Origin of the sequence: Corynebacterium macclintockiae (genome assembly GCF_027570165.1) — a bacterium.
GTDB classification, from domain to species: domain Bacteria; phylum Actinomycetota; class Actinomycetes; order Mycobacteriales; family Mycobacteriaceae; genus Corynebacterium; species Corynebacterium macclintockiae.
Genome location: NZ_JAKMUV010000007.1, coordinates 26577 through 52593, shown reverse-complemented (window position 1 = coordinate 52593; position 26017 = coordinate 26577). Strand labels below are relative to the sequence as shown.

Annotated in this window: 25 protein-coding genes; 9 read left to right on the top strand and 16 right to left on the bottom strand. The window is 62.3% G+C overall.

From position 1 onward, the window contains the following. Nucleotides 1-44: 44 nt before the first annotated feature. The 3 genes from L8U58_RS06935 to L8U58_RS06925 all read left to right on the top strand — a co-directional run bounded on the left by L8U58_RS06935 (nucleotide 45) and on the right by L8U58_RS06925 (nucleotide 2356). Nucleotides 45-644, top strand: coding sequence for a type II toxin-antitoxin system PemK/MazF family toxin (locus tag L8U58_RS06935; RefSeq protein WP_034967027.1), 600 nt, complete (start codon nucleotides 45-47; stop codon nucleotides 642-644). 235 nt (nucleotides 645-879) lie between these two features. Beyond that, entirely contained in the window at nucleotides 880-1143 is a 264-nt protein-coding gene (gene rpsT, locus L8U58_RS06930; RefSeq protein ID WP_005296442.1) for a 30S ribosomal protein S20, read from the top strand. Nucleotides 1144-1315: 172 nt separating this feature from the next. Continuing rightward, nucleotides 1316-2356, top strand: coding sequence for an ADP-ribosylglycohydrolase family protein (locus L8U58_RS06925; RefSeq protein WP_034973291.1), 1041 nt, complete (start codon nucleotides 1316-1318; stop codon nucleotides 2354-2356). Between the two features lie 6 nt (nucleotides 2357-2362). Here the strand turns inward: L8U58_RS06925 and holA are convergent, their stop codons facing one another. The 7 genes from holA to nadD all read right to left on the bottom strand — a co-directional run bounded on the left by holA (nucleotide 2363) and on the right by nadD (nucleotide 9253). Further along, complete coding sequence (gene holA / locus L8U58_RS06920; protein ID WP_269955000.1) at nucleotides 2363-3334, bottom strand: DNA polymerase III subunit delta; 972 nt, start codon at nucleotides 3332-3334, stop codon at nucleotides 2363-2365. A gap of 34 nt (nucleotides 3335-3368) precedes the next feature. Continuing rightward, entirely contained in the window at nucleotides 3369-5321 is a 1953-nt protein-coding gene (locus L8U58_RS06915) for a ComEC/Rec2 family competence protein (protein WP_269954999.1), read from the bottom strand. Further along, the gene (locus L8U58_RS06910) at nucleotides 5305-6222 is read right to left on the bottom strand and encodes a ComEA family DNA-binding protein (protein ID WP_269954998.1); all 918 of its coding nucleotides are present in this window, start codon (nucleotides 6220-6222) and stop codon (nucleotides 5305-5307) included. The genes L8U58_RS06915 and L8U58_RS06910 overlap by 17 nt, the downstream gene beginning before the upstream one ends. 102 nt (nucleotides 6223-6324) lie before the next feature. Further along, complete coding sequence (locus L8U58_RS06905) at nucleotides 6325-7254, bottom strand: DegV family protein (RefSeq protein WP_034973295.1); 930 nt, start codon at nucleotides 7252-7254, stop codon at nucleotides 6325-6327. Continuing rightward, the gene (locus tag L8U58_RS06900; protein WP_034973297.1) at nucleotides 7254-8066 is read right to left on the bottom strand and encodes a histidine phosphatase family protein; all 813 of its coding nucleotides are present in this window, start codon (nucleotides 8064-8066) and stop codon (nucleotides 7254-7256) included. The genes L8U58_RS06905 and L8U58_RS06900 overlap by 1 nt, the downstream gene beginning before the upstream one ends. 19 nt (nucleotides 8067-8085) lie before the next feature. Next, the gene (gene rsfS / locus L8U58_RS06895; protein WP_034967007.1) at nucleotides 8086-8559 is read right to left on the bottom strand and encodes a ribosome silencing factor; all 474 of its coding nucleotides are present in this window, start codon (nucleotides 8557-8559) and stop codon (nucleotides 8086-8088) included. Between the two features lie 55 nt (nucleotides 8560-8614). Next, a complete protein-coding gene (gene nadD, locus L8U58_RS06890; RefSeq protein ID WP_080716112.1) occupies nucleotides 8615-9253 on the bottom strand; it encodes a nicotinate-nucleotide adenylyltransferase in 639 nt (212 codons plus the stop codon). 204 nt (nucleotides 9254-9457) lie between these two features. Here nadD and L8U58_RS06885 point away from each other — a divergent pair, with 204 nt between their 5' ends. Continuing rightward, nucleotides 9458-10300: a YwiC-like family protein gene (locus L8U58_RS06885; protein ID WP_269954997.1), complete on the top strand. Its 843-nt coding sequence runs from the start codon at nucleotides 9458-9460 to the stop codon at nucleotides 10298-10300. A gap of 58 nt (nucleotides 10301-10358) precedes the next feature. Here L8U58_RS06885 and L8U58_RS06880 read toward each other — a convergent pair whose 3' ends face one another. Then, a complete protein-coding gene (locus L8U58_RS06880; protein WP_269954996.1) occupies nucleotides 10359-11663 on the bottom strand; it encodes a glutamate-5-semialdehyde dehydrogenase in 1305 nt (434 codons plus the stop codon). Between the two features lie 165 nt (nucleotides 11664-11828). Between L8U58_RS06880 and L8U58_RS06875 the strand changes: the two genes are divergently transcribed. Further along, a complete protein-coding gene (locus L8U58_RS06875; RefSeq protein ID WP_034993517.1) occupies nucleotides 11829-12191 on the top strand; it encodes a DoxX family protein in 363 nt (120 codons plus the stop codon). Nucleotides 12192-12240: 49 nt separating this feature from the next. On the opposite strand, the gene proB is transcribed toward L8U58_RS06875, so the two are convergent. Further along, nucleotides 12241-13500 (bottom strand): glutamate 5-kinase, encoded by a 1260-nt coding sequence (gene proB, locus L8U58_RS06870; protein ID WP_370546763.1) that lies wholly within the window; start codon nucleotides 13498-13500, stop codon nucleotides 12241-12243. Nucleotides 13501-13642: 142 nt separating this feature from the next. Then, a complete protein-coding gene (gene obgE / locus L8U58_RS06865) occupies nucleotides 13643-15154 on the bottom strand; it encodes a GTPase ObgE (RefSeq protein ID WP_034966982.1) in 1512 nt (503 codons plus the stop codon). Between the two features lie 219 nt (nucleotides 15155-15373). On the opposite strand from obgE, the gene L8U58_RS06860 reads away from it, so the two are divergent. Genes L8U58_RS06860 through L8U58_RS06850 form a run of 3 tightly spaced genes read left to right on the top strand, consistent with a single transcriptional unit; the run spans nucleotide 15374 to nucleotide 18487 of the window. Then, nucleotides 15374-16558 (top strand): ABC transporter substrate-binding protein, encoded by a 1185-nt coding sequence (locus L8U58_RS06860; RefSeq protein WP_269954995.1) that lies wholly within the window; start codon nucleotides 15374-15376, stop codon nucleotides 16556-16558. 18 nt (nucleotides 16559-16576) lie between these two features. Beyond that, on the top strand, nucleotides 16577-17704 hold the full coding sequence (locus L8U58_RS06855; protein WP_269954994.1) for a FecCD family ABC transporter permease: 1128 nt from the start codon (nucleotides 16577-16579) through the stop codon (nucleotides 17702-17704). Between the two features lie 3 nt (nucleotides 17705-17707). Next, nucleotides 17708-18487 carry an ABC transporter ATP-binding protein gene (locus tag L8U58_RS06850; protein WP_034993498.1) on the top strand — a complete coding sequence of 260 codons (780 nt, stop codon included), beginning with the start codon at nucleotides 17708-17710 and terminating at the stop codon, nucleotides 18485-18487. A gap of 177 nt (nucleotides 18488-18664) precedes the next feature. On the opposite strand, the gene rpmA is transcribed toward L8U58_RS06850, so the two are convergent. The 3 genes from rpmA to L8U58_RS06835 form a co-directional block, all read right to left on the bottom strand. After that, the gene (rpmA, locus tag L8U58_RS06845) at nucleotides 18665-18931 is read right to left on the bottom strand and encodes a 50S ribosomal protein L27 (protein WP_005296479.1); all 267 of its coding nucleotides are present in this window, start codon (nucleotides 18929-18931) and stop codon (nucleotides 18665-18667) included. A 45-nt stretch (nucleotides 18932-18976) separates the two neighbouring features. After that, a complete protein-coding gene (gene rplU, locus L8U58_RS06840; protein ID WP_005296481.1) occupies nucleotides 18977-19279 on the bottom strand; it encodes a 50S ribosomal protein L21 in 303 nt (100 codons plus the stop codon). 264 nt (nucleotides 19280-19543) lie between these two features. Next, complete coding sequence (locus L8U58_RS06835; RefSeq protein ID WP_269954993.1) at nucleotides 19544-22564, bottom strand: Rne/Rng family ribonuclease; 3021 nt, start codon at nucleotides 22562-22564, stop codon at nucleotides 19544-19546. A gap of 140 nt (nucleotides 22565-22704) precedes the next feature. Between L8U58_RS06835 and L8U58_RS06830 the strand changes: the two genes are divergently transcribed. Beyond that, nucleotides 22705-23469, top strand: coding sequence for a hypothetical protein (locus L8U58_RS06830; protein ID WP_269954992.1), 765 nt, complete (start codon nucleotides 22705-22707; stop codon nucleotides 23467-23469). Between the two features lie 104 nt (nucleotides 23470-23573). On the opposite strand, the gene ndk is transcribed toward L8U58_RS06830, so the two are convergent. The 3 genes from ndk to L8U58_RS06815 form a co-directional block, all read right to left on the bottom strand. Then, complete coding sequence (gene ndk, locus L8U58_RS06825) at nucleotides 23574-23984, bottom strand: nucleoside-diphosphate kinase (RefSeq protein ID WP_269954991.1); 411 nt, start codon at nucleotides 23982-23984, stop codon at nucleotides 23574-23576. Between the two features lie 78 nt (nucleotides 23985-24062). After that, nucleotides 24063-25394 carry a peptidoglycan recognition protein family protein gene (locus tag L8U58_RS06820; protein WP_269954990.1) on the bottom strand — a complete coding sequence of 444 codons (1332 nt, stop codon included), beginning with the start codon at nucleotides 25392-25394 and terminating at the stop codon, nucleotides 24063-24065. A gap of 112 nt (nucleotides 25395-25506) precedes the next feature. After that, complete coding sequence (locus L8U58_RS06815) at nucleotides 25507-25965, bottom strand: DUF4233 domain-containing protein (protein ID WP_237744206.1); 459 nt, start codon at nucleotides 25963-25965, stop codon at nucleotides 25507-25509. Nucleotides 25966-26017: the final 52 nt, after the last annotated feature.

Below are 26017 nucleotides of genomic sequence, written 5' to 3'. Positions count from 1 at the left end.
AAACTGCATTCCTGTGTGTGCCTCGTTCAGGTAATCTGTCAGCTATGGCTGGTTCCGAAGTTAGTGATGTGGAAGTGACGCCCCCACGTGGCAAATCCACCAATCTCTTTGGGGCTATTCGGGGATTCTTCCAGCATTTTTACCTGCGTCATTTCACGCGCAAACAAGCGCTGAAGCGCGGCATCGCGGAACTCAACGCACATCTGGGCATGGGGGCGAAGCACGCTGCTGCGACGGAGTCGCGGGAGGAAACTATTAAGACCCCCAGCCGGGATCTTGCCCGTGCCGTCACTTACATCCCGGATATGGACGGGCAGGCAGATGCTGGAGAGGTCGTGTGGGCGAACATTCGCCCCAAGAAGGGCATGGTTCCCGAGCAACGCGCGGTCCTCGTGGTGGGTCGCAACCACCACCGGCTGCTAACGCTACTGATCTCCTCCCGGGAAGAATACGCCGATAAGATCAACTGGATCCCCGTCGGCACTGGCCCGTGGAGTACCGGCGCGGATCTGGATAGCTGGGTGCGTATGGATAAGGTGCTGCAGGTTCCGGAGTCCCACATTCAGCGCCGCGGCATCCCGCTGCCAGCCCGTCGCTTTGAACGGGTGGCCAACGAACTCCGCCAGGTCTACGGCTGGAGCTAAGCTCCCCGCGTTTTGTCGTTTCCCGACCTGTGCTGCTAACATTTCTCGAGTTCACAGTGCCCGTGTTGCGCTCGTAAAAAGTACGCCCCGCAATACGTAAGCACTGCAGGCCACGTCGCGTTCCACAGGACCTTGGGTGGGGTGTAAGAGATCACGTGGACACAGCGAAGCTTTGTGCTTCCAATGAACGTCAAAATTTTTTTTCGAAGACTTTTAGGAAAAGAGGCACGCCACCATGGCAAACATCAAGCAGCAGAAGAAGCGCGTTCTGACCAACGAGATCGCCCGCAAGCGCAACCAGGCTATCCGCTCCCGTCTGCGCACCGAGACCCGCAAGTTCAACGCTGCGGTTGAGGCTGGCGACAAGGAAGCCGCAGAGGCTCAGCTGCGCGTCGCTTCCCGCTTCTACGACAAGGCCGTCACCAAGGGCACCATTCACCGCAACAACGCGGCGAACAAGAAGTCCGGTATGGCCGCTCGCTTCAACAAGATGGCTTAAGCTTTCGCTAGCTTCTTGTGTAAAAGAGGCCCGCACCCTTTAAAAGAGGTTGAGACGTTGCGTCACAAAGCAACGACAACAACAACCTCCCCGGGTGCGGGCCTTCACTTTGCCCTAAAGTGATTAGCTAGGTTTCAAACGCAATGACTTTCCGAAGGAGTTCGAAGAAGGGATGAAGGATCGTTTCCGATCAGCCCTGCTCGGCACCGCATTGGGCGATGCGTGGGGCTACCCGTACCAGATGCCTCCGCAGCCCGAGCGCACCCCGCTTCCCGAACCGCTCGTTATCAGTGACGCTACACAGATGACGTTGGCGCTCTGCGCCGCGATGAAGGATATCGACCGAGGAAACCTCGACCGCGAAGAGGGCATGCAGGCCATCGGCCAGCACTTCATCAACTACCACTCCGACCCAGACTACGACCGCCTGCCCGGCCCTTCCACAACGGAATCGCTGGACCGCCTGAGCCAGCTCGGCGCGGAGCACTGGGACGATGTGTCTACCCACTCCGGGGGTTCGGGCGCGGTCATGCGCGTAGCCGCCAGTGCGCTGCTGGCTCCGTCGGATCAGGGCGTGGGCTGGTCCGTGCTGCAAGGCATGGTGACCCACGACTCGGGCGTGGCCCGTGCGGCGTGCGCCGTGATGGCATGCCTGGTGTCCGCCCGCAAGGGCACCGACCTGGTGAATGTCGCTGAGGGTCTAGCCGGCGACGAGAACTTCGACAACGATAATCTGCTGACCAACGAGGAGAAGTCCGACATCCTCCAAGATCTGGATTCGGCACTGATCACAGACCTCACCGGGCCCGACGCGCCGCTGAGCGAGTTGATCTCCCGCGTTGCCGCTGTGCGCGAGCACCTAGATCCTTTCCTCGCCCAGGGCGACTTCGAGGAGCTTTACCGCTGCCGCCGCAAGTTCGTGCAGATCTTCGGCCGGGGCTGGGATGCTGGTTCGTGCACGGCTTCTGCCCTGCTGCTGGCGCAGCTGTACCTGGATCACAGTGATCAATACGCCCCGCACGATTTCCTGCACGTCGCGGTGAATTGGCCGGGCAACCGCAACACCCGTGCGTCGTTGACGGGTGCACTGCTGGGTTCCCACCTGGAAGGTGGCGTGGACCAGTGGGAGGAAACGCGGGACTACCAGTTTGAATCCCGCTACAACGACGCGATCCACTGCGGCGTGTGGAAGGGCTTCCGCCCCGCGGTATAGCGGGTGTTAGCGCCGCAGCGCCACCTGCGCGATCCGGCGCACCGCATCTTCCACTGCGTAGTCGGGGTCCGCGCTGTGGCCCTTCACCCCGGCATCGAGTGCGCCGGTGATCTGTACCGCCTGGGCGATCATGGGGGTGGTCCAGCGCCGGGCCGTACGGATCGTCTTATCCAGCTTCCATGGCGCCATGCCGAACTTGGGGGCATCACGGCGGGAATTAATGCTGCCCGCCCCGGCGACCTTTGCAATGTCCGCCACCGCGGAGCTCAGAGCGCTGGCCAGCAACACAGGTGGCACGCCTAGCTGCAGAGCCCGGCGCGCCAGAGCCACGGCGGCAGAGACATTTCCGGCGATCGCATAGTCCGCCACTTCGAAACCGCTGACTTCCGCTTTGCCCTGGTAGTAGCGCTTCACCGCGGCGGCGTCTACGTTCCCGTCGGTATCCGCGATCAGCTGGCTGATGGCGCTGGCCAGCTGCCGTAGGTCGCTGCCGACAACGTCCAGCAGTAGCTCGCAGACCTCGCGGGTCACGCGCGCGCCGTGGGCGCGGAATTCTTGGTCGATGAAGGCGAGCTGTTCCCGCCCTTTCAGCGCCCCGGCTTGGAACACCACGGCGCCGAGCTTCGGCCAGCTATCCACCAGCTTTTTGTTACGCCCCTTGCCGGTGTGCACGATGATCAGAACCACGCCGTCCGCCGGGTCTTTGATGGCTTGTTCCAGCAGGCTGATGATGTCCTTACCCGTATCCTCTACCCCGGTGACCACGACGATGCGGTCTTCGGCGAACAAGCTGGGGCTGAGTAGTTCCGCCAGTTCGGGGGCGCTGAGCTCCGACGCTTTTCGCATCTCCACCGGCAAGTTCGGGTCCCCGCTGGCGGCCCGTGCCTGCTGCACGATTCCCTGTCGGCGCCGTTCAGCGAGGAAATCATCGCCACCGACGATGAGGTTGATGGGTGCGGGGTGCTCGGTGGCGTTCATGGGTTCGATCTTGCCAGATCCACGCCGGGGACTTCTAACGGAACTTCAGCTTGTCTTTGCACGGGTAGTACACCGGCACCCCACTGGGCATGTAGCTGGGCCTATCGTGGGGTTTCCCGCACTCGGTCACCACCACGGCCACCTTCCCTGCCCCGCCCGCGGCTGCCACGGCGTCTGCGATCTGTTGCTGTTGCCGTATCGCTGCCTCGTCGTCGCTCACCCGAATCACCGTTGTGCCGTTGAGGTCTATCACCCCGGCCTGCATTGTCACTGTTGTATGTCTATCTGGCTTTTCTAGCTTTATGACGCCCCCACGTTCCCCTAACCCAAGCATCACCAGGCCGCACAAGAGCGTGGCCCAACACCACCGAAGCTGTCGCCAGTGCCGGGCGTAACGCACACTAAGAAGAAGCCCTGCCAGTAGTGAGGTGGCCAACGCTGCCCATAACCACCCACCAGGGGTAGCTAGCATCGGCGCGGTGGAGCCTGTGCGCGCTACCCACATCACCCATGCCGCGCACGGCACGGCCGGGGCTACTATTGTCTGGGCCAGCAGAAACGTCAGCGGTGGATACACCGCGGCTAGCAACGCGCTGAGCAGCCCCAACACCGTGATGATTGGTACGACCGCCGTCACGGCGAGGTTGCACACCACCGCGACCAGAGAGACCTTGCCCGTCATGTGGACAATGATCGGGATGGTCACCAAGTCCGCAGCGACGGCGATCACCACCATGCGCACTGCCATCGCTTGCAGCTGGGTGGGGCGGTCGTCTTTGACCAACCAGGGGACTTGCTGCAGCCTCAACAAAATGGCTTTCGACCACCACGGAAGTACCACCAGGATGCCCGCGGTCGCTGCCACGGATAATACGAAGGCGTAGCTGATGGCCATGCCCGGGGCGATCACCATCAGTAGCAAAACGGCGGCGCTCAGGGAGGCCAACACGTCCGTCCAGCGCGCCGATGCCACGGCCACCAGGCCAACGCTGCCCATGATCGCCGCGCGCAGCACGCTGGGTTCCGGGCCGACCAGCAGTACGAATGCCGCTAAGAATAGCGCTGCTACAACGAGCCGGCTTCGGTAGCCTGCTCGGCACGCTGTGGCTATGAGCAATGCGGTTCCGGTGATCACCGCGACGTTGGAGCCAGAGACTGCGCTCAGGTGGCTGAGCCCCGTGACGGTGAACTGATTGCGAAGGGTGGAATCCTGCATGCTGACGTCCCCCATCACCATGCCGGGCAGGATCTTACCCGCATCCCACGGCAGGTCGGCGCACAGCGCGTGGAAACTTTCGCGTAGCCAGCTGGTGATGCGCCATAGCCCCTCCGGCTCGCCTAAATTCTCCGGCGCCCGGGTGGCCGACAACGTCACCGGGATGAGCTCTGCCCCTTGGGCTGGGCGCGCAGTGGCGGTAATATCGAAGCTCATGCCTGGCTGAAGTGACGTGAAATCAATGGCATTCGCTCCAGCTCCGCGAGCCAGCTCGGGGCGCAGGAATAGTGGCACGTCCCCCAAGCCGGGGACTTCTACGGGAACCACCACCCTCCCCTCCGTGAGCTGCTTCGGCAGGCCCGCCACCGTCACCCGTTCCTGCACCACGGCCACATTGGTGGAGAGTTTGCGCAGTAGCGGGTGGGCGTCAATAAAAAGAATCCGCAACCACGTGTCGGCCCCGACTGTGCTGGCGATAGCCCCGACGGTAGCGACGCTGCGCGCGAGCACCCGGGAAACGCGAAAACCATAAGCACGGCGGAGGCGAAGCCACCACACGGCCCCACCTAGCGCGGCGGCCAGCCCGACAAGAAGTGGCCAATAACTGCGGGTCAAGATGATCGCAGCGGCCATCAGCCAGCTAGTCACGGCCACTGGGACGAGGCGCAGATCTATACCCCGCGCCTTCGCGACAGCCTCCGGGGAATAGGGCTCGATGACGCTGCCGGAAACAGTGGAATCAGTGGAAAGGGCGCTAGATGGTGACCGCATCGCGCATCGATTCAAACTTCGCCGGGCCGATGCCGCGCACCTCCAGGAGCTGCTCCACGCTGGTGAATGGCCCGTTGGAGTCGCGCCAGGCGATGATGGCCTCCGCAGTGGCGGGGCCAATACCGCTGATGGTTTCCAGCTGCGCAGAATCGGCGGTGTTGAGGTTGATCTTGCCCTCCGCCGAGGCCCCCGGTTTAGAGCCGGGATTGGCACCTGATTTGGCGCCAGGGTTGCCGCCAGGGTAGCCGCCCGCCTTGTTCGGATCACCCGGCGCGGCCGCACCTCCGGCAGAGGTCTGCCCCGCCCCGGCGTAGACCACGCTAGAGCCCTTATCATCCACCACAATCTGCATGCCATCACTGACCTGCTCGGCCAGATTGATGCCCAGCACGACGGCCTTGGGCAGAGTTCCTCCCGCTGCCTCTATTGCCTCCCCCACCCGGGTATTCGCCTGTACGCGCAGCAGACCGGGATGGCGCACCATGCCCTGCACGCTGACGACGCACTCCTGGTCGCCATCGCCTTCTTCCGAGTTCTCTGTGGCGCCACCGGCAGCACCTGCGTCACCCGCGCCGCCAGCACTGTCAGTCGTCCCGCCCGCGCTGTTTGTCGCCACGCCATTGTTACCCGGCGCGTTCGTGCCAGCCAGCAACTCCGGGCCACTGGCTGGTGCTGCCTCTCCGCCCTCCGAATCCGACCGTTGGCAGGCGAACAACGCAAAGCCAATGATGGCAGCCACCACAACCGCCACCACCAGCGCCCGCGAAGCCCTGCCGCCCATGTCCGCGTGCGTATCTAGATCGACGTTGGCTAGCTCGTGTTCGGGCATTGGCTGCGCCAGCGCTTCCGCCCGGGCGCGCACCTTGTCTACGGAACTCAACCGCATTCGTCGTGTGGACATGCGCCCGATCACAGCACACCGGCGGGACGGTCAGCGCCGTGCCCTTGCCGTCTAGAGATCAAAGCCCCAGAAGGCTGTGGATAACTCCTTGCCTGTGGAAACTCAGTCCGAGTGCGAGTCCGACGTCGAGTTCTCCCACATCGTCGCTGCCACGCCCAATGCCCCCTGGCCGACGTGCAACTGCAGAACCTCCGGGATGGTCACAATGCTGACCTCCACCTGCGGCAAAGACTGCCAGGTTTCCACTCGTACCTGTCGGCGCAAACCATGGGCCCGCGGCTCCGGAGGCTCGGTTGGCGCCTCCAGTTGGTTCAGTTCCTCAACCATTTCCCCGATCCGGGCAGAAAGATCCACCGCCTGATCTTCCGCGTCGCTGTGGTGCACGGCGATCTTCACATCGCGGGGGTTTCCCTTGGCCGCCACGGCCTCGTCGATGACCAGCTGACGCACCAACTTCACCACCCTATCCATGGCTTTCACCTGGGTACGGGTCTTGGCCGCCAACGTCAGCCTGCCCTCCGCTAACTGCAGGATCGGCTTGATCGCCAGCGTGGAGGTCAACAGCGCCTGCCCCACCGACAGCCGCCCACCCTTGCGCAACACATCCAGCTCATGGACATACAGCCACAGCGAGGAGTTCTTCAGCGATTCCTCCGCCACGGCCACCACCGCATCCAGATCCGCGCCCTCCCGGGCGGCCTCGGCGGCACGCAGCGCGGCGAAGCCCAAAACCATCCCGATGTTCTTCGAATCCAGCACCCGTACCTTGCCCTCGAAAACTCCCGCGGCCACGGAAGCGTTGGCGAAAGTCGCGGACAGTTGCTTGGACAGGTGCAGCGCCACCACGCCCGCATCGCCGCCGCGCTCCATCAGGCGCGCATAGCTCGCGGCCAGCTCCAAACTGCTGAGGCTGGCGGTGGTCTGCTCTTCGCCCTCGCCTTCCACGTGCAGATCCAGCACCGTGATGCCTGCCTTCTTCGCAAGGTCCTCTGGCAAGCAGCAGGAAGAATCAGTGACAATCTGGACAGCCACTAGCCCCTCCCCTGGCTGGGATCGTGCGGGGCGGAGGCGGTGGCGTCATGAGTAGAAGAAACAGGGCTACTACCTGGAAGGGCACCTTCATCCGGGCTTGCGTCGGTGGCCACGCCCAGGTTCCATCCCTCCAGGTGCCACTGCGGCAGCTTCCACCAATCGGGACGGCTAGAGGGCACCAACGGCACCGTCGAACCGTCAATGGCTACCGGCGTGGTTCCCGTTGCCTCGCCAGTAAAGCGGGGGCGGGCCAGCAGCTGCGACCAGCATGCATTGCCCAGGCCGGTGAACACCGGGTAATAACGGCTCGGCAGATCCAATAAACGGGCAGTCAAAGCGCCGATCGTTCCGCCGTGGGCGACGATCATCACATCGCCTTCGTCGAAAACATCGGTGGCCATGATCTCTTCAATCACGGCGTGGGCGCGCTCGGCTACCTCCAGGCGCGTTTCGCCACCCGGCGGCGCCCACAGGGGATCATGGCGCCAATATGCGCGCTGACCAGGGAAATCACGGTCCACCTCTTCGCGTGAGGCTCCCTGCCACTGCCCCAGATCAGTCTCGCGCAAGCGCGGGTCGGTCGTCACCTCGCAGCCGAAGGGCTCCGCCAGGATCAGTGCCGTATCGTAAGCGCGCTTCAAATCGCTGGAGATCACTCGGGCGATGCGCTTATCCTCCAGCATCTGCGCCGTGACTTTGGCCTGCTGCACTCCTACCGGGGACAGATCCGTATCCAGCTGGCCTTGCATCCGCCCTTTGGCGTTGTATTCCGTCTGTCCGTGACGGACCAAATAGACCCTGCGCTCGCCCATGATCAGAAACTACCGGGGTTTAAAGCTCGTCTGCGTCCGGCGTGGGGCCGGCCAGCGGCAGGTCGTCGATGCTCCTGGCCTCCAGGATGTCTACCTCTGCATCGGCATCCCAGTTTCCGCCGCGATCCAGCTGTTCTACGCCCTCGACCTCGATCTGCGGAGCATCGCGCCACAGGCGGTCCAGCGCGTAGAACTCGCGTTCCTGCTTGCGCTGGACGTGCACGACGACATTGCCGTAGTCCAGCAGCACCCAGTGCCCCTCGCCACGGCCTTCACGACGGGTTGGCTTCGGGCCGTCCTGGCCTACTTCGTACTCCACCTCGTCGACGATGGAGTTGACCATGCGCTCGTTATCGCCGCTGACGATGACGAACACGTCGGTGATAGCCAGGCGGTCAGAGACGTCGAGAACCAGGATGTCCTCCCCCAGCTTCTCGGCTGCTGCACGCGCCGCTACTCCGGCGAGCGCGATAGATTCTGCGGTGGCAGTCAAAAAATTCAGCCCTTCTTGCTTGATCAAAAACACACTCAGTCTAGCAACCCACCAGCTATTCGCTGGAAACGTACATGCCGTGCTTGGCGATGTACTGCACCACGCCATCGGGCACCAGGTACCACACCGGTCGGCCTTCCGTCGCCCGCTCCCGCACATCGGTGGAGCTAATGGCCATGGCGGGAATCTCCACCAGCGATAGGCGCCCCGCCGCGACTTCCCTAGACAGGGGATCGTCGCCGCTGCCATCGCCCGCCGGCAGCTCGTAGCCGGGGCGAGTCACACCCACAAAGTGCGCCAGGTCGAAAGTTTTTTCCCAGTCCCGCCATGTCACGATCTTCTGCAACGCATCGGAGCCCGTAATAAAGAACAACTCTGCCTCTGGGTACTGGGCGCGGATATCCGCCAAGGTGTCGACCGTGTAGGTATCGCCACCTCGGTCGATATCCACCCGGGAGACCAGGAAGCGGGGGTTCGAGGCCGTCGCGATGACCGTCATCAGGTAGCGATCCTCCGCGGCGGACACCCGCTTGTGCTTCTTCTGCCAGGGTTGCCCCGTGGGCACGAAGATAACGACATCCAGGTCGAACAGATCCGCGACCTCGCTGCCTGCAACCAGGTGGCCGTTGTGGATCGGGTCGAAGGTCCCGCCCATGATGCCGACTCTGGTGGGCTGTGTCGTAGTTTTTTGCACAGTACTTTTCTGCTTTCTCGGCTTCCACGGCCACCCGGGGCTTTCCCATCGGGTCGGGAAGATTCTAGTCTGGAGGAATATGGGAACTGGGCACTCAGTACTGGGCACTTAGTACAGGGCACCCAATGCCGAGCACCCAGTGCCATTCACGTGCTTTGTTGCCCAGAATTATAGGTCAAAGATCAGGGAGTTTCCGCGCTAGATATGAGTACCAACCCGTGGGTTCCAAACCAGCATGGCGCATGGGCAATGCTTCTTTTGCCCATAGTCACCGGCCTGATCACCGCCGCTGTCATTGCCCCTTCCTATGGCAACCCGGTGCAGTGGCTGGCGCTGACGTTCATGCCTTTAGCTTGGATTTTCGGCTACGCGGCCTTCTTCGCGTTCGGCCTGTGGTTTAAGACCCGTGCCCCGTCCCGTCGCCGCGCTTACCTTTGGCCGCTGCTCACGTACACTGCGCTGACGATCGCGTGTTGCGCTGTGGTGTTGTTCCTGCAGCCCCGTCTGCTGTGGTGGGCAGTCGCGTTTATCCCGCTGATCGCGGTCGCTGTGATGGAAATTTTTCGACGCCGCCCCCGCAGCCTCATCTCCGGCATTTCCACGACGGTGGCCAGCGCTTTAATGTACATAGTCGCTGTTTCGGCCAGTGGCTTTTCCGTTCTGCCGTGGTTTTTCAGCGAGGCTCCGGTGGCCATCTGGGTGACGACCCTGATCATCGGCCTGTATTTCACCGGCACGATCTTTTATGTAAAGACGATCATCCGCGAGCGCGACAACGCTCCTTTCGAGAATGTGTCCCTGCGCTATCACCGGATCGCTTTGTTGCTTACGCTGATCACCTCTGTCGCGGCTGCTTTCGACGGTGGCTATACGGCCAGCGGTCTGCTGATGATCGCGGTGATGGCCGCGGCCGACCTTCGCGCCAAACTGATCCCACCGATCGCCAAGGCTAACCCGCGCGAGTGGACTCCCCAGAAGGTCGGTATGTGGGAAATCCCCCTCTGTCTGGTTCTGGCTCTTGGCGCAAGCCTGACCCTCGTGGTGTAGCTGTTCTTTCTTTATGACGCCCACTTCTCAACCGGCAAGGTGAGCGCCATCGCCACACTTAGGGACGGACCTGACCTTCGCCGTTGATGATCCACTTGGTGCTCGTCAGCTCCGGCAAGCCCATAGGTCCGCGGGCGTGCAGCTTCTGGGTGGAGATGCCAATCTCCGCGCCGAAGCCGAACATCTCTCCGTCTGTCCAGGCGGTGGAGGTGTTGACGGAGACAGCGGCTGCATCGACGTACTGCTCGAAGTAGCTGGTGGTCTTGTAGTCGCGGGCGGCAATACCCTCGGTGTGGCTGGTTCCGTAACGATTGATGTGGGTCACGGCCTCCTCCACGCCATCGACGATGGCCACGGCGATATCGAAGCTCAGGTACTCGTCGGTCCAGTCGGTTTCCTCCGCCGGGACGACGTCGTTGATCAGTGGATCCAACTGATCCTTCTCTCCGTGTAGGGTCACGCCGGCCTTCTGCAGCTCCTCCAGGACGTAGATTTTGTCCGGGTCCGGCAAGGCGGAATCCAGCAGTAGAACCTCGGTGGCGTTGCACACGGAGCAGCGGCGGGTCTTGCCGTTGATAACCAGCTTGGTGGCTTCCTCGATGTCCGCAGAGGAGTCGATGTAGAAGTGGCAGTTACCCGTACCGGTCTCGATGGTGGGCACGGTAGCGCCCAGCACAACGGCGTTGATCAGCCCCGCGCCACCGCGCGGGATAACCAGATCCACCAGACCACGGGCGGTGATCAGGTCCTGCACCGAGTCATGGGTATCGCACGGCAGCAGCTGGACTAGCTCACGCGGCAGGTTGTGGCTTTCAGCCACGTCCTGCAGGATCTGCACCAGCTTCTCGTTGGTGTGGCGGGCGGACTTCGATCCGCGCAGCAGCGGCACGTTGCCGGACTTGATGGCCAGGCCGAAAGCATCGACCGTGACGTTGGGGCGAGCTTCGTAGACCATGCCCATCACACCCAGCGGCACGCGCACCTGCTTCATGCGCAGGCCGTTGGGGCGGGTGTGTCCACGCACGATTTCGCCCACGGGATCAGCCAGGCCGATTACCTGACGCAGACCGCCAGCGATACCGGCAATGCGCTCTTCATCCAGCGCCAGACGGTCTAGCAGGGAGTCGGCGAAGCCGCGCTCCTTGCCAGCAGCAATATCCTTCTCATTCGCCACGATAATATCCGCCGCGTTAGCCTCCAGCGCATCTGCCGCGTCTGCCAGCAGATCGTTCTTCTGCTGGGTGTTCAGCAGCAGCTGGGAACTGACCTCCTTGGCCTTTTTAGCCTTGGCTAGAACCTCGTCGCGTTCTGCCTGGCGTTCCGGGGAAAGAGCGTTCTCTTTAGCGTCGTTGGAGTTTGTCATACCAACCCATGCTAGCGAACCAGCCCCTAAGCTGCGCCGTGTTGCATGGAAACCGGAAACAGCATTGGCTTTCTGAGAGTAGTGTGGCTTAAAGTCCACTTCTCCGAAGACAAGGCGTACTTTCATGTATCACTCTGTCCTCGATCTTCACAGAAAGGAATCCGAATGAGTTCCCTAGCAACAGGTGGCAGCTACCTTTTGGCCGCCGTTCTCGCCGGTGACGCATTGATTTCCGTCAAGCCGCCTAAGTTCATACGCCGTTGCCTGGAGGGCGTTAAGTTCCCCGAAGATTGGTGGTGGACGCTGATCGCGATCAAGTCTCTCGCAGCCACAGGCCTGGTTTACGGTGCGGCTACCGGCAACGCTTCAGTCGCGACAACCGTCTCAGTAGGTGTACTGGGCTATTTCCTATCCGCAATCATCGCTCACATTAAGGCGAACTTCCTCGGATCAGAATTCTGGATCAACTGCCTGGGAATGACGGCCCTTAGCGCAGGCGTCCTCTCCCTCAATGTGGCCTCCAAGTAGCTAAGCGCAGCTTAGCCCCCGGGCCGAGGCCCCACAGCCCTACTACCTACTAGCCCTTTAGCTGCGCTCGGTTAGCGTAATGGGACATGTAGTCGGCGTGCACAACCGGCCTGCGGGCGAACTCCGGCAGGTCGGAGGTCGATTGGCCGATCAAGTCGTGGAGCATTGCGGAATCGTAGGCCACCTCGCCGCGGCCAATCATCTTTCCATCCGGCCCCACCAGATCCACCACGTCGCGCTGCGAAAAGTCGCCCTCGACCTTGGTGATACCCACCGACAACAGGGACTTGTGCCCCTCCGTCACTGCGCGTACCGCACCGGCATCCAGGTGCAGCTGGCCATGCGAATCCGCGGCGTAGAGCACCCAGAACTTCCACGCGCTCAGGCGATCCTGATCCGGCCAGAAGCAGGTTCCTACCTCCGCGGTATCCAGGGCTGCGCCGATGTTATCCGTAGAGGTCAATAGCACCGGCACACCCGCACGGGAAGCCAAGCGGGCGGCGGATACCTTGGCTGCCATGCCACCTGTACCCAGTCGCCCACCGTCTCCAGCGACCACGCCCTTCAAGTCCTTGGAAGACTTCACCTCGGCAATGAACTGTGCCCCCGGCTCGGCCGGGTTACGGTCGTACAGGCCGTCCACATCGGACAGCAGCACGCACGCATCCGCGAACGCCAGGTGGCTCACCAACGCGGCCAAGCGGTCGTTGTCGCCGAAGCGCATCTCAGAGGTAGCGACCGTATCGTTTTCATTGACAATCGGCACGGCCTTCAGCTGGCGCAGACGGTCGATCGTTCGCTGAGCATTGCGTGCCCGGTCGCGTTCTGCGGCGTCCGAAGCAGTAAGAAGAACCTGGCCGATCGTACGACCGTAACGGGCGAAGCTACGCGCCCACTCCTGGGCCAGCAGCACCTGGCCAACAGACGCGGCGGCCTGCTTAGTGGCCAGATCGGTGGGGCGCTGGGCAAGCTCTAGCGGGCCCATTCCGCAGGCCACAGCACCGGAGGAAACGACGATGAGGTCGGTGTCGCGCGCCATGCGTGCCTCCAGCGCATCGGCGATCATGTCGATCTGGTTCGGATCCACGCGACCATCGTCATCGGTCAGGGAGGACGAGCCGATCTTCACCACCAGGCGGCGGGCATGGGCGATATCGCTACGAACAGAGGAATCGTGCCCCATCGCCGGATCGTCTTCATCCGCTTCCGGTTCGGGGAACTCAATGGATGTCGCGGGCACCACCGGACCCGGCTCATGCACTGGCCTTTGCCCGTAGGTAGGCACTGGCTTCACTGGTTCGGGAGTCATCTCCCCCGGCCCCGCGTAGCTAAACGCGGACTGGGCTGAACTGAACTCTTTATCGGCTGCAACGTCGGATTCGGAGGATGACATACGTTCCAGTATGCCAGCCGCCGCTCGCCCCCGGTGCGGTTTGGGGGCAACGGCAGCGCTAGCCTTGCCAGCGCTCGCGCTCTGCGATCTCCCCGTCGCCGAAGTCGTTCTCGTCGATCAGGCCACGGCGAGCCTGGGACGCACGCTTGCGCTCTTCCGGGGTGGCGCGGGTGTTCTGCTCCAGGCGCATATCGGTGCCGCGTCCGCTGCGCATGACGTCCACGCCCGCGGCGGTCTGCGGGTCCCACTCGAAGGTGATCTCCCCGATGGTCACCTCGCTGCCCGCGTCGGCGCCAGCCTTGTACAGCGCTTCCTCCACACCGGCTTTGGCCAGGCGGTCGGCCAGGTAACCCACGGCCTCGTCGTTCTCAAAGTCGGTCTGGCGGATCCAGCGCTCGATCTTTTCGCCGCGGACGATGAAGGCATCCTCGGCAGATGGGTCGGCTTCCACTTCGAACTCGGCAAAGCGCCCACCGGAGCGCTTCCGCAGCCCCTTCGGGGTAATGACCTGCGCGGGCTTCTCCTCCACCGGGTGCGCCTTGCGGTGCTCCTTCACGATGTCCATCAGCGCGTACTTCAGCTCATCCAAGCCCTGGTGCGCGATGGTGGAAATGCGGAAGATCGGCCAGCCAAACTCCTTGAGCTCCTCTTCCTGCAGGTCCGCCATGTCGGAGGCATCCGGCACGTCCATCTTGTTCAGAATGATCACGCGCGGGCGTTCACGCAGGTCGCCCAGCCCGGAGTCACTCGCCAGCTCTTCCTGGTAGTTCGCTAGCTCTTTTTCCAGCGCCTTGATATCGGCGACCGGATCGCGATCGGCTTCCAGCGAGGCGGCGTCCACAACATGGGCCAGAACCGCGGTGCGCTCGATGTGGCGCAGGAAGTCCAACCCCAACCCCTTGCCTTCGCTAGCACCCGGAATCAGACCCGGCACATCGGCGATGGTGAAAACTTCGTGGCCGACATTGACCACGCCCAGATTCGGCGCGAGGGTCGTAAACGGGTAGTCCGCGATCTTCGGCTTCGCGGCCGAGACCACGGAAATCAGCGAGCTCTTGCCCGCCGAGGGGAAGCCGACCAACCCGACGTCGGCCATGGACTTGAGCTCGAGGGTGATGTCTTTTACCTCGCCTGGTTCACCCAGTAGCGCGAAGCCCGGTGCCTTCCTGCTTTTGGACGCCAACGCTGCGTTTCCCAACCCGCCGTGTCCGCCCGCGGCAACGATCATCCGCGTGCCCTTGCCTGTCAGATCGGCAAGCGCTTCGCCCTTTGAGTCAAGAACCACGGTGCCCTCTGGCACCTGGAGTACGAGGTCCTCCCCGCGAGCGCCGTGGCGATGATCGCCGGCGCCGTTGTTGCCGCGCGGGGCTTTGATGTGCGGGTGAAAGTGGAAGTCCAGCAGGGTGTGAACCTGCGGGGAGACTTCCAGAATGATGTCTCCGCCGTGGCCACCGTTACCGCCATCGGGGCCGCCGAGGGGAACGAACTTTTCGCGGTGCACGGAAGCACAGCCGTGGCCACCGTCACCGGCCTGCAGATGCAGAACGACGCGATCAACGAATTGTGGCATAGCTTTCCCTTGCTTTCTTTTCGCCCCAATTAATTCTTCGAGCTCCGAGTCTATCTGTGTTTGGAGTGGTGGCCTAAAAGGGTGGCGAATCTAAACCCGGTGTTTCCTCCACAGGGATACATGAACTATAGTTAGCCTACCCTTGCCGCTGGTAAGGCTAAGCTAAGTATGAGAGTGGGTTAAATCCTTGCTCTCGCACCCCTCACATAAGGAATAACAATGCGTTTTTCTCCGCTTCGCAAAGTCTGCGTCGGCGTCGTGGCAGCAACCGCTGCCCTCGGCCTCGCAGCCTGCGGCGCATCTAACCCCGGCGACGGCGACTCTTCCGATGCGAAGAAGTCCGGCTCCTCCATCACCGTCACCGACGTGACCGGCCGACAGGTCACCTTCGACTCTCGCCCAGAGAAGATCCTCCTCGCAGAGGGTCGCGGGCTGTTCGCCACCTCCATCCTGAACAAGGAGAACCCAACGGAGCACGTCGTGGCCATCGGCTCCGACATGCACTCCGCCGCCCCCACCTTCGAAGAGAAGCTCTCCAAAGTGGATGAGAAGTACAGCGATCTCCCGACCGTTGGAAACATCTCCAAGGGCGATGTGACCGTCGAGAACCTGCTTGCCCACAAGCCGGACGTCACCGTGCTTTCCCTGGATCACAAGAAGGCCGCCGAAGAATCCGGCCTGCTGGACAAGATGGACCAGGCTGGACTGAAGTACGTATTCAGTGACTTCCGCCAGAAACCGCTGGAGAACACCACCAAGACGATGAGCCTCTACGGTCAACTTCTAGGCAAGGAAGACAAGGCTAAGGAGTTCAACGACTTCTACGACGGCAAGGTTAAGAACGTCACCGACCGTGCAAACAAGGCAAAAGACAAGCCGAAGACCCTGGTCTGGCGCGCGGCGGGCATGAAGGACTGCTGCGGAACTGTGAAGAATTCCAACCTCGGCGATCTGGTGAACGCTGCAGGTGGAAAGAACATTGGCGACGAACTGCTGGACACGGAATCCGGGGACCTCACCGCAGAGAAGGTCCTTGCCGAACAGCCAGAGCAGATCATTGCCACCGGCGGAGCATGGGCCAAGGATCCCGAAAAGCCCGAGGTGCTGCCGCACGTGGAGCTCGGCTACACCGCCAAGCCCGACGTATCTGAGAAAACCCTCAAGGGACTGCTTGCCACGCCTGGCTTTAACGCCTTGAAGGCTCCTAAGGAGGGCAAGCTGCACGCGGTTTACCACCAGTTCTACGATTCCCCGTTGAACGTTTTCGCCCTTGAGCAGTTCGCACAATGGTTGCACCCCGAACTGTTCCAGGACCTCGACGTAGAGAAGGACTTCGCGGACTTCCACAAGAAGTGGCTGCCGTTCGAGTACTCCGGAACGTTCTTCACCTCCACCAAGAGCTAACCCCAAGAAGTAACCCCCATGTCCCATCTTGTAATCCCAGAAAAGTCATCGACGGAAGAAGGCGAGATAGCCGACGGGCGCGCTACTGCACTTCCGGCCGAAGCCAGCGCGGTTGTCAAACAGTATCGCCGCCAGGCCAGGCGGAAGATCCTCGCCATCCTCGCGCTGTCCATCGCTGCTTTCGCAGCCTTCGGCATCGCCACGATCGTCGGCCCCATTGACCTGAGTTTGATGGAACTATGGAAGGCCCTCATCGACCCCAAGGGGGTGGATGAAACAACCCACACCGTCCTGTGGAACCTACGCCTGCCTGCGTCTGTGATGGCCGTCCTCATCGGCGCCTCGCTTTCCCTATCCGGGGCGCACATGCAAACCATTCTGGATAACCCGCTGGCAGAGCCGTTCACCCTTGGTATCTCCGCAGCAGCGGCGTTCGGCGGAGCCGCATCCATTGTGTTGGGCTGGACGGTGTTGGCTAACCCGCAGTTCAACCTCGCAGCCGTGGCCTGGGTGGCCTCGCTGGTGGCGGTGTTTATCGTGGCCGGCGCTTCATTGTGGCGTGGAGCCAGCGCAGAATCGATGATTCTGCTCGGAATTGCGCTGGTGTTCCTGTTCCAGGCAATGCTCTCCCTGATGCAATACCGCGCGACGACCGAAGCACTGCAGCAAATCGTGTTCTGGACGATGGGCTCGCTACAGCGCGCGAACTGGACGTCCAACGCCATCATCGTTGGTGCGCTGGCAATAGCGATACCTTTCACCGTCCTGAACTCGTGGAAACTCACAGCCCTACGACTGGGCGATGATCGCGCGGCGGCGCTGGGGATCAATGTCCAGCGCTTGCGCGTTAGCACCCTCGTAGTCTCCTCCTTACTGGCGGCCAGCGCGGTAGCGTTCGCGGGCGTGATCGGCTTCATCGGCCTGGTCGGCCCCCACGTCGCCCGCATGCTCGTCGGCGAGGACCAGCGCTACTTCGCCCCTGCATCCATGGCGGCCGGAGCTCTGTTGCTGGCCGCTGCACACGCGGTATCGATCACTGTGGTTCCGGGCGTTGCGGTGCCGATCGGCATCATCACATCCCTGGTGGGAGTTCCCTTCTTCCTCATTCTGGTGTTCGTCCGCCGACGCACGGTCTGGGGGTCCTAGCCCATGCTGACTATCGAAGATATCCACGTCCGCTACGGCAAGAATCCGGTTCTGCAGGGAGTATCGGCTTCCGGCTTTCAGCCGGGGTCCATCACCGGCCTGTTGGGGCCTAATGCCGCGGGAAAGTCCACCCTGGTGAAGACGATCGCTGGGATACAGAGGGCGTCATCAGGCACCTGCCGCATCACCAGCAACGGCGAGGAACTATCCGGCAGTAACCGGCGCGATGCGATTGGTTATGTGCCCCAAGACCTGCTCTCTAGCGCTTCCCTGACGGCCTTCGAATCGATCCTCGTGGCGACGAAACGATCGACGCGCCGGGCAGCCACCGCGACCGCACAGGAACAAGCGGCCGCAGTGCTAGAGAGGCTGGGGATTACGCACCTGGCTTCGCGCTATGTTCACGAACTGTCGGGCGGGCAGCGGCAGCTGGTCGCCGTGGGACAAATGCTGGTGCGCGAGCCCGAGGTGCTACTTCTGGACGAGCCGACGTCTGCCCTGGATCTGCGGCACCAGGTGGAGCTTCTGCAGCTCATCCGCCGAGAGGTATCCCACAATGATTCGATCGCGCTGATTGCGATTCACGACCTGAACCTGGCGGCGCGCTACTGTGATCAGCTTATTGTGCTGCACCGTGGGCGCCTGATGGCGCAGGGGCAGCCTTCCGAGGTGCTGACCCCGGGTCTGTTGGAAGAGGTCTACGGACTGCGGGCGAAGGTGCTTGACGATGCTGGCACGCCAGTGATCTGCCCTGTCGAGGAGTCAGCGCCGAGCCACTTGTAGCATTGCTACTTCAAGACAAGCCCCGGTCCTGCCGGGGCTATTTTTATGGCCAGAATCATGGCTTTCATGGCTGTATCGAGGCACGAAAAAATCCAGTGCACGCATTGACTGCGTCCACTGGATCTTTAAGCTCTGTGCGGGTCTCCGCCGAAAGCTATGCCGAATGCTGGTGAAGGCTTAGGCCTCGACAGCCTCGTTCTCGACGATGTTCACCACGCGGCGACGGCGCTTGGTAGCGAACTGTACGGCGCCGGCCTTCAGGGCGAACAGAGTGTCGTCGCCACCGCGACCGACGTTCTCACCCGGGTGGAAAGAGGTACCACGCTGGCGGATCAGGATCTCGCCGGCCTTGACCTGCTGGCCGCCGAAGCGCTTCACACCGAGACGCTTGGACTCGGAGTCACGGCCGTTGTTGGAGCTAGATGCACCCTTCTTGTGTGCCATTTGTCTCTCCCTCCTTAAGGAAGATTATTGAAGTGTCTCGGTAGTTTACTTGATACCGGTGACCTTCAGAACCGTGAGGCTCTGACGGTGGCCGAAGCGGCGCTTGTAACCGGTCTTGTTGCGGTAGTGCATACCACGGATCTTCGGTCCGCGGACGTGCTCTACGATCTCAGCGTTGACGTTGACAGATGCCAGCTTGTCACCGGTGGTGACGTTTGCGCCATCGACGACGAGAACCGGGGTGAGAGCCACGGACGAACCCGGCTCACCCTCGATCTTCTCGACCTTGACGAGGTCACCTTCGGCAACCTTGTACTGCTTTCCGCCGGTCTTGACGATCGCGTACATGTAGGGCTACCCCTTTAATTTCTCTAATCGGCTCAGGCAGCCCCCTGCGGGAAGGAAGCATCCTGACTGTTACTTTTGCTTAGCTGCGTCCGTTCCCCCGAAACTCAGGGCTTCCCGCGCGAACGCATCTTGCTGTTGAAGATGTATTCACGCAGTCCCCGGCGACGCGCGCGTTAAAGCTGGTCACCGGCGGAACGAACAGCGACTGGTTAAGACTACCCGGTCAGGGGGCTAAAAACCAAATCCCTTTTCTTTCGCCACGAACTAGTTCTTCTTACGAACTACGCGGCGGCGACGAGCCCGCGAGCGAGGCTTCTGAGCGCCCGATTCCGCACCGGCATCGCGGCCACTATCACTGCCGCCATCGTTGCCACTGCCCTCGAAGTCCTCGCGTCGCGGAGCGAAGTCGGACTTTGAGTTACCGCGCGTGCGGCGCTTGCGGCGAGGAGACTCGTCGAACTGACGTTTTGCTTCCTCGTAGCTGGAAGGCTGGTCGTCGGAAACGTGGGCGTCCTTAACTGAAGAACGAGAAGATCGACCCGCATCCGCGCCAGTCGACGCCGAGCGAACTACACGGCGACGGCGGCGACGCTTCGCCGGAGTCTCAGCGCGTTCGGACTTCTCTGCGCGTTCCGGCTTCTCGGCGTGATCGGCTGCCGAGGGCTCGTCCGGATCCTCCTGCGCGGAGCGCTTCCGGGCGCTGGCAACGATGCTGTTGATGTCCTCGGTGGCCTGGCTGGCGTGCGGGTTGCCGCGGCGCACGACACGGCGCCGCACGCGACGACGGCCGGTGCCCTGCTCGTTAGTGCTCTGCTCGCTGGCTCCCTGCTCGTGCTGCGGCGCCCGCTGGTTGCCCTGGTCACGCCGGTTGTCCTGCTTTTCCTCGCGGCGCTTGTCTTCTTGGTGCCTATCCTCGCGGCGCCTTTCTTCCTGACGCCTATCGTCGCGGCGCTTACCCTGGTTCTTCGCCTGCTGGCGCTCCTTGCGTCGGCCGTGATCGCGGCGCGGCTCCGGATCCTGCTGCTCGACAGGGTCCGGGTGCATGATGAAGCCGCGGCCGTCGCAGGCCTCACACGGGGTGGAGAAGGTCTCCAGCAGACCGGTGCCCAAACGCTTGCGGGTCAGCTGCACCAAGCCCAGCGAGGTCACCTCGCCCAGCTTGTGGCGGGTACGGTCGCGCCCCAGGAATTCCGATAGGCGGCGCAGCACCAGGTCCTGGTTTTGCTGCAGCAGCATGTCGATGAAGTCCACCACGATCATGCCGCCGATGTCGCGCAGACGGAGCTGGCGCACGATCTCCTCGGCCGCTTCCAGGTTGTTCTCGGTAACCGTGGCTTCCAGGTTGCCACCGCTGCCGACGAAGGAGCCGGTGTTCACATCGATGACCGTCATGGCCTCGGTGTGGTCGATGATCAGGTAGCCACCCGAGGGCAGCCACACCTTGCGGGCCATTGCCTTTTCCAGCTGCTGGTCCAGGTCCAGCGGCGCGAAGGCATCCTGACCGTCGTGCTTGCCGCGGTTCCACTTGTGCACCCGATCCATCAGCTCCGGAGAGGTCCGTCCCAGGTAGTCGCGGACGACCTGCCAGGACTTATCACCGTCGATGATCAACTCGGAGAAGTCCGCGTTGAAGACGTCGCGCACGACCTGGATCAGCATGTTCGGCTCTTCGTAGAGCGTCACCGGCTTGGATCCCTTAGAGTTGCGCTCCTTGTTCTCCAGCTTCTGGATCTCCTCCCAGCGCTTCTGCAGGCGCTGGACGTCATCGGTGATCTGCTCTTCCGTGGCGTTCTCCGCAGCGGTGCGGATGATCGCGCCGCCGTCACCGGTGATCACTTCGCCGAGGATGTCCTTCAGGCGCTTGCGCTCACCGACGGGCAGCTTGCGGGAAATGCCCGCGGTCGTACCTGCCGGGAAGAACACCAGGTAGCGGCCTGCGAAGCTGATGCGGTTGGTCAGGCGGGCACCCTTGTGCCCGATCGGGTCCTTCAACACCTGCACCAGGATCTGGTCGCCGGGGCGCAGTGCCTGGTCGATCTTGCGGCTCTTGGAATGCAGGTGCGGCGAACGCCAATCCATCTCACCTGCGTACAGCACTGCGTTGCGGCCAGTGCCAATGTCCACAAAGGCTGCTTCCATGCTGCCCAGCACGTTCTGCACACGGCCGAGGTACACGTTGCCGATCAGCGACTGGTGCGTTGCATCCGCGACGAAGTGTTCGACCAGCTGACCGTCCTCCACCACGCCGACCTGCGTCAACATTCCCTTGTCGTCGGTGCGCTGCGAGTCGCGGACGATCATGGTGCGCTCGACGGACTCACGGCGTGCCAGGAACTCGGCACGGGTGATGGCCTTGTAGTTCCTGTCACGGTTCTTTGCACGCCAGCGGCGCTGCGATTCAAGGCGAGTGGAGCCCTTCATCTTTACCGGCTCATCCACCATGTCGTCGGTGGAGCGCTCAGCAGGGTGCAGGTCCTCGGGCGCGATTGCCTTCTGGTGTTCCTGTTTACTGTCTTGCTCTTCGCCCTTTTCTTCTGACGCCCTCTCCTCCGCCTGGCGCACGCTTCCCACACGGCGCACGACTCGGCGAACCCTGCGCCGACGAACTGGTTTCTTCTCGGAGCTTTCAGCCTCAGCCTTTTCTGGCTGGGCCTTTTTTGCCTCAGCCCTAGCGACCGGTGCTTCCGCCTGCTCGGGCTTCTGCTCCGGCTTCACTTCCTGCTCAGCCTGCTTGGCCTGCTTAGGCTCCGCGTTCTTGGCGGTCTTCTTCACCGCGCGCTTCGTCGTCCGCTTCGCGGTGCGCTTGGAAGTCCGCTTAGAGGGCTTCTCCCCCGCCTTGTCCTCGGGCATCTCCGCTGGTTGCTCCGCTAGCTGCTCTGCTGGCTGCTCGACAGCTTTCGCAGTTTCCTTGTCAGAAACCTCTTCGGCAGGTTGTTCTGCTGCCTTCTTTGTCTGCCTCTTCGAGGTCTTCTTGGCTGCCTTCTTTGTTGCCTTCTTAGCAGTCTTTTTCGCAGGCTTCTCTGCCTGTTTCTTCGCAGCCTTCTTGTCTGCCTGAGCTGGTTTATCGGTGGAACTAAGGGCGTCCAGAACAGAAAAGACCTGCGCCTGAGTCAGCGACGAAGCCGTCTTCTTCCCCTCAATTCCATGGTCCGCCAGTACGCCCAGGAAATCCGTCGCGCGGATCCCCAACTGCTTGGCAATGGTGTGGACGCGAACCTTCTCCCCCACACTTCCTCGATCAATTTTCGCAGCCTGAGCTGCAATTTCCGGGCTGATGGTCGCCACGAAATCTCCTTTTAAAGTCTTCAAAGTTTGCCCGATCGCAATGCCGCATCATCGTTGTGGGCATCCGATCTGCACCCATTGTCTCATATCCACCCGACAGTGCAGCGAACGCGCCGAAACCGGCTGTTACGCTAGTCGCTATGCCAACCCCCACGCAGCCCCCTAAAGCTTTCGATCGTGCGGTTCTGACGGACGTAACCAACAGTATGAAGCCGAACAAAGGCGCGCAGTTCGCATTGGCTATCGTGTTTGCAGCAATGATGCTGATCCTGTGTTCGCCGCTAAACGGTCCGCTGCCCGCACTGGGGATCCTCGTCACCGCCGTCGTGGCTTGCGTGGTGTGGTGGCGCTACCTGCGACGGGGCGGCGTGCGCGGGAACGACTACTCCCCCATGAAGACGGGCGTCGAGGCCGCCCGCACCCCCTTCAGCTGGAAGGAGGAAGGTCGCCTCGTGCTGTTGCTGGGGTTGGTTTTCGGACTATCCCAGGTCGCGTCGATGGTTGTTGGCAGCGGTCGGTGGGCCTACGCAGGTGTTGCCGCACTCATTACCGTGGGGGTTGCCTACTGGGTTATTTCTTTTGACGCCTGGCGCCCCGCCCGCTACACCACCCCAGAAAAGCTTGATCGGGACATCAAGATTGAAACCCCCGTGGAGTGGCTGCACGCATTTCTTTACTGCCGCCGCTGCGTGCCGGGCGGGCTGCAGATGCTCAGCGACAGGCTGAAGGAGGATCTAGCGCACTACGGCTGGACCGCGAAAGAGGCAGACGAGGCTCTGAACAAACTGGTCAAGCAGGGAAATGCGGTGAAGATCCGCGAGCTGCGCTCCGCCGATGGTGCGCTGAACTGGGTAACACTGACGGAAGAAGGTTCACAGAAATTCCAGCAGCACTACGGCGGATAATGCGCCGGATAATACCGCGGCTACGACCAAGCACGCACCCCCTTTAACACGCAACACGCAAAAACCGCGGACGCGATGCGCCCGCGGTTTATTTGTCTAGCTTTTTACAGGTTCGGGAACCAGATGCCGATCTCGCGCTCAGCGGACTCCGGGGAGTCGGAGCCGTGGACAACGTTCTCACCAACGGTCAGTGCGAAGTCGCCGCGGATGGTGCCCGGGGTGGCCTTCTCGACCGGGTGGGTGCCGCCGGCCAGCTGACGCCAAGCAGCGATAGCGGACTCGCCCTCAACGATGGCTGCAACCAGCGGAGCGGAGGTGATGAAGTCCACCAGCTCGCCGAAGAAAGGCTTGTCGGCGTGCTCAGCGTAGTGCTTCTCCGCGGTCTCGCGGTCAGCGGTGCGCAGGTCCAGCTCGACGAGCTTCAGACCCTTCTTTTCGATGCGAGAAATAATTTCGCCCACGTGGCCGTTCTTCACGCCATCGGGCTTGATCAGAATCAGAGTGCGTTCAGTCATGCCAGCAATTCTACACGTGGCGTCACGGCGCTACAGCGCCACAACACCCTGGCGCTACAGCGCCGCAGCACCCCACTGCTACACGCGACCGCGCACCTGGTCCATCAAGGCATACGCGCGGTCACCCGGGCACGCCGTTGCCGTGGATACGTCGCCCCAGTCGCGGTGGCCGGTAATCGTCCGGCGGGTCAGGTTCAGGCGAGCTGCGTTGTTGACGTAGCGCACGCTGCCGCGCGGATCCAGGCCCAGACCGTGGCACAGGTGGCGTAGGACGCGCACGAGGGAATCGATGGCAGCGGGGGTCGGGCTTTGCGTCATAAAGTTACCCAGCAAGCACACACCAATGTTGCCGTCGTTTGCGTTGTACACGTGCCCTGCGGTCACGGACATCGGCGTACCTCCCAGGCTGCCGGACTGGAACACCGCCTGGCCATCCGTGCCGGTGGTGCGGCCCTGGAACACGGTGCCGTCCGGGGCGATCAGCAGGTGGTAGCCGATATCGCCCCAGCCGCGCCCACCATTCGCGCTGGAGGCGTGGAAGGCATAGATACTGCGGACGTTCGCGGCATAATCGCCGTTGGCTGGGGTGGCCATGGCGGTGTGGTGCACGGTGATGAGTTGCGCGCGGGTGAAGCGGGGCGTCCACCCCATCAGTGATTCGTTGGCGCCCCATTCGCGACGGGAAACAACGCGCAGGCCGTCGATCACGTTCGCGCCACCGCCGATGCCACCGCCTGGGGCGGGCAGCCCCGGAATTGCCAAGCCACTAGACGCCAGGATTCCAGCAATGGTTCCCGCCAGCGCCAGCGAGCCGACCACACCCGCAGCACCGGTCTCCAGGCTGCTCTGCAGATCAGCCGGATCCGTGGGAAGACCAGGCGCGGAATAGGGTGCGATGCCCGCGCCGAAGATCTTCTCTTCCTCCCCCTTTGGAGCCTCGACGACGTGCAGGAACACCCGGGTCGCCGGATCGTTGAGGTCGGCGGGCAGCCAGACCTCGGTAGCCCCTTCCGGAGGGTTCACGGGGTCGGATTTCAGGGCGGAATCGTCGCCCTCGCGGTCGTGCGCCTCGGCGTGCACCACGCGATCTTCCGTGCGCCCGCCCGCGAACTCAAAGCGGAGCGTCGCCGTGGTCTCCTCAGCCGCCGCGGGCGGAAAGGTAATCGTTAGGTACCCGGTGCCTCCGGGAAGCTGTCCCTTCTGGTTGACGCCGATTCCCGTCGCCGTAAATTCTGCTAACTGACCAGGGTTGGCTGGGGTGGCAGGGTTGGCTGGGTCGGTTGGGCTGGCGGCGTTGTCAGCGGAGGAAAAGACCCCCATATTGTTGCGGTTGGCGAAGAGGAGGGTGCCACCTACGGCGGCTCCAAGGGCGGTGGATGAGCGGAAGAATGCGCGGCGCGTCAACGTCATGATGCGCATATTAAGACACATTCGGGGGTAGCGGGCACATCACCCCCTTTCGGGGTATCCCCTGGTCACTGTTACTGATGTTAAAGCAGTTGCGAATGTGGCGTCATAAAGATTACTCAGCGGGGGTAGCTGGACGGCGCACGTTCCCTTCCTCATCGAGGTGCTGTGAGGGCAGCAGACCGCGCTCCATCCGGCGCAGCAGGTTCGAGCGAAGGTGGTAAACGTACCACCAGCACAGGGCGAAGATCACGCCCATCGCACCCATCGCCGGGTGCACAATGAAACCCGCAACGGCCAGCACCTGCAGACCGATGTTCAGCCAATCCGCCCATTTCAGCTTCTGCAGGAAAGCCGCCACGATCATGGCAGCGCCCAGTCCGATGACGTAAACCATGTTGAAGGTGGTGGCGGAGGCGCCGGCGTCCACTCGCGTAATCACGGTGAGAACCAGCAGGATAACGATGGCCTCCATGATGTGGGTGCCTGCCATCACTCCGCGCAGTCCCTTCAGGGGATCGTTCGCGGGGGCCTGGCCTGGACCTAGCGGGCCGTATTCGACCTGCTGCCCCACCTGCTTGCCAGCCTGTTTGTCGGCCCGTTTGCCAGCCCCGGTGCGGTTGTGC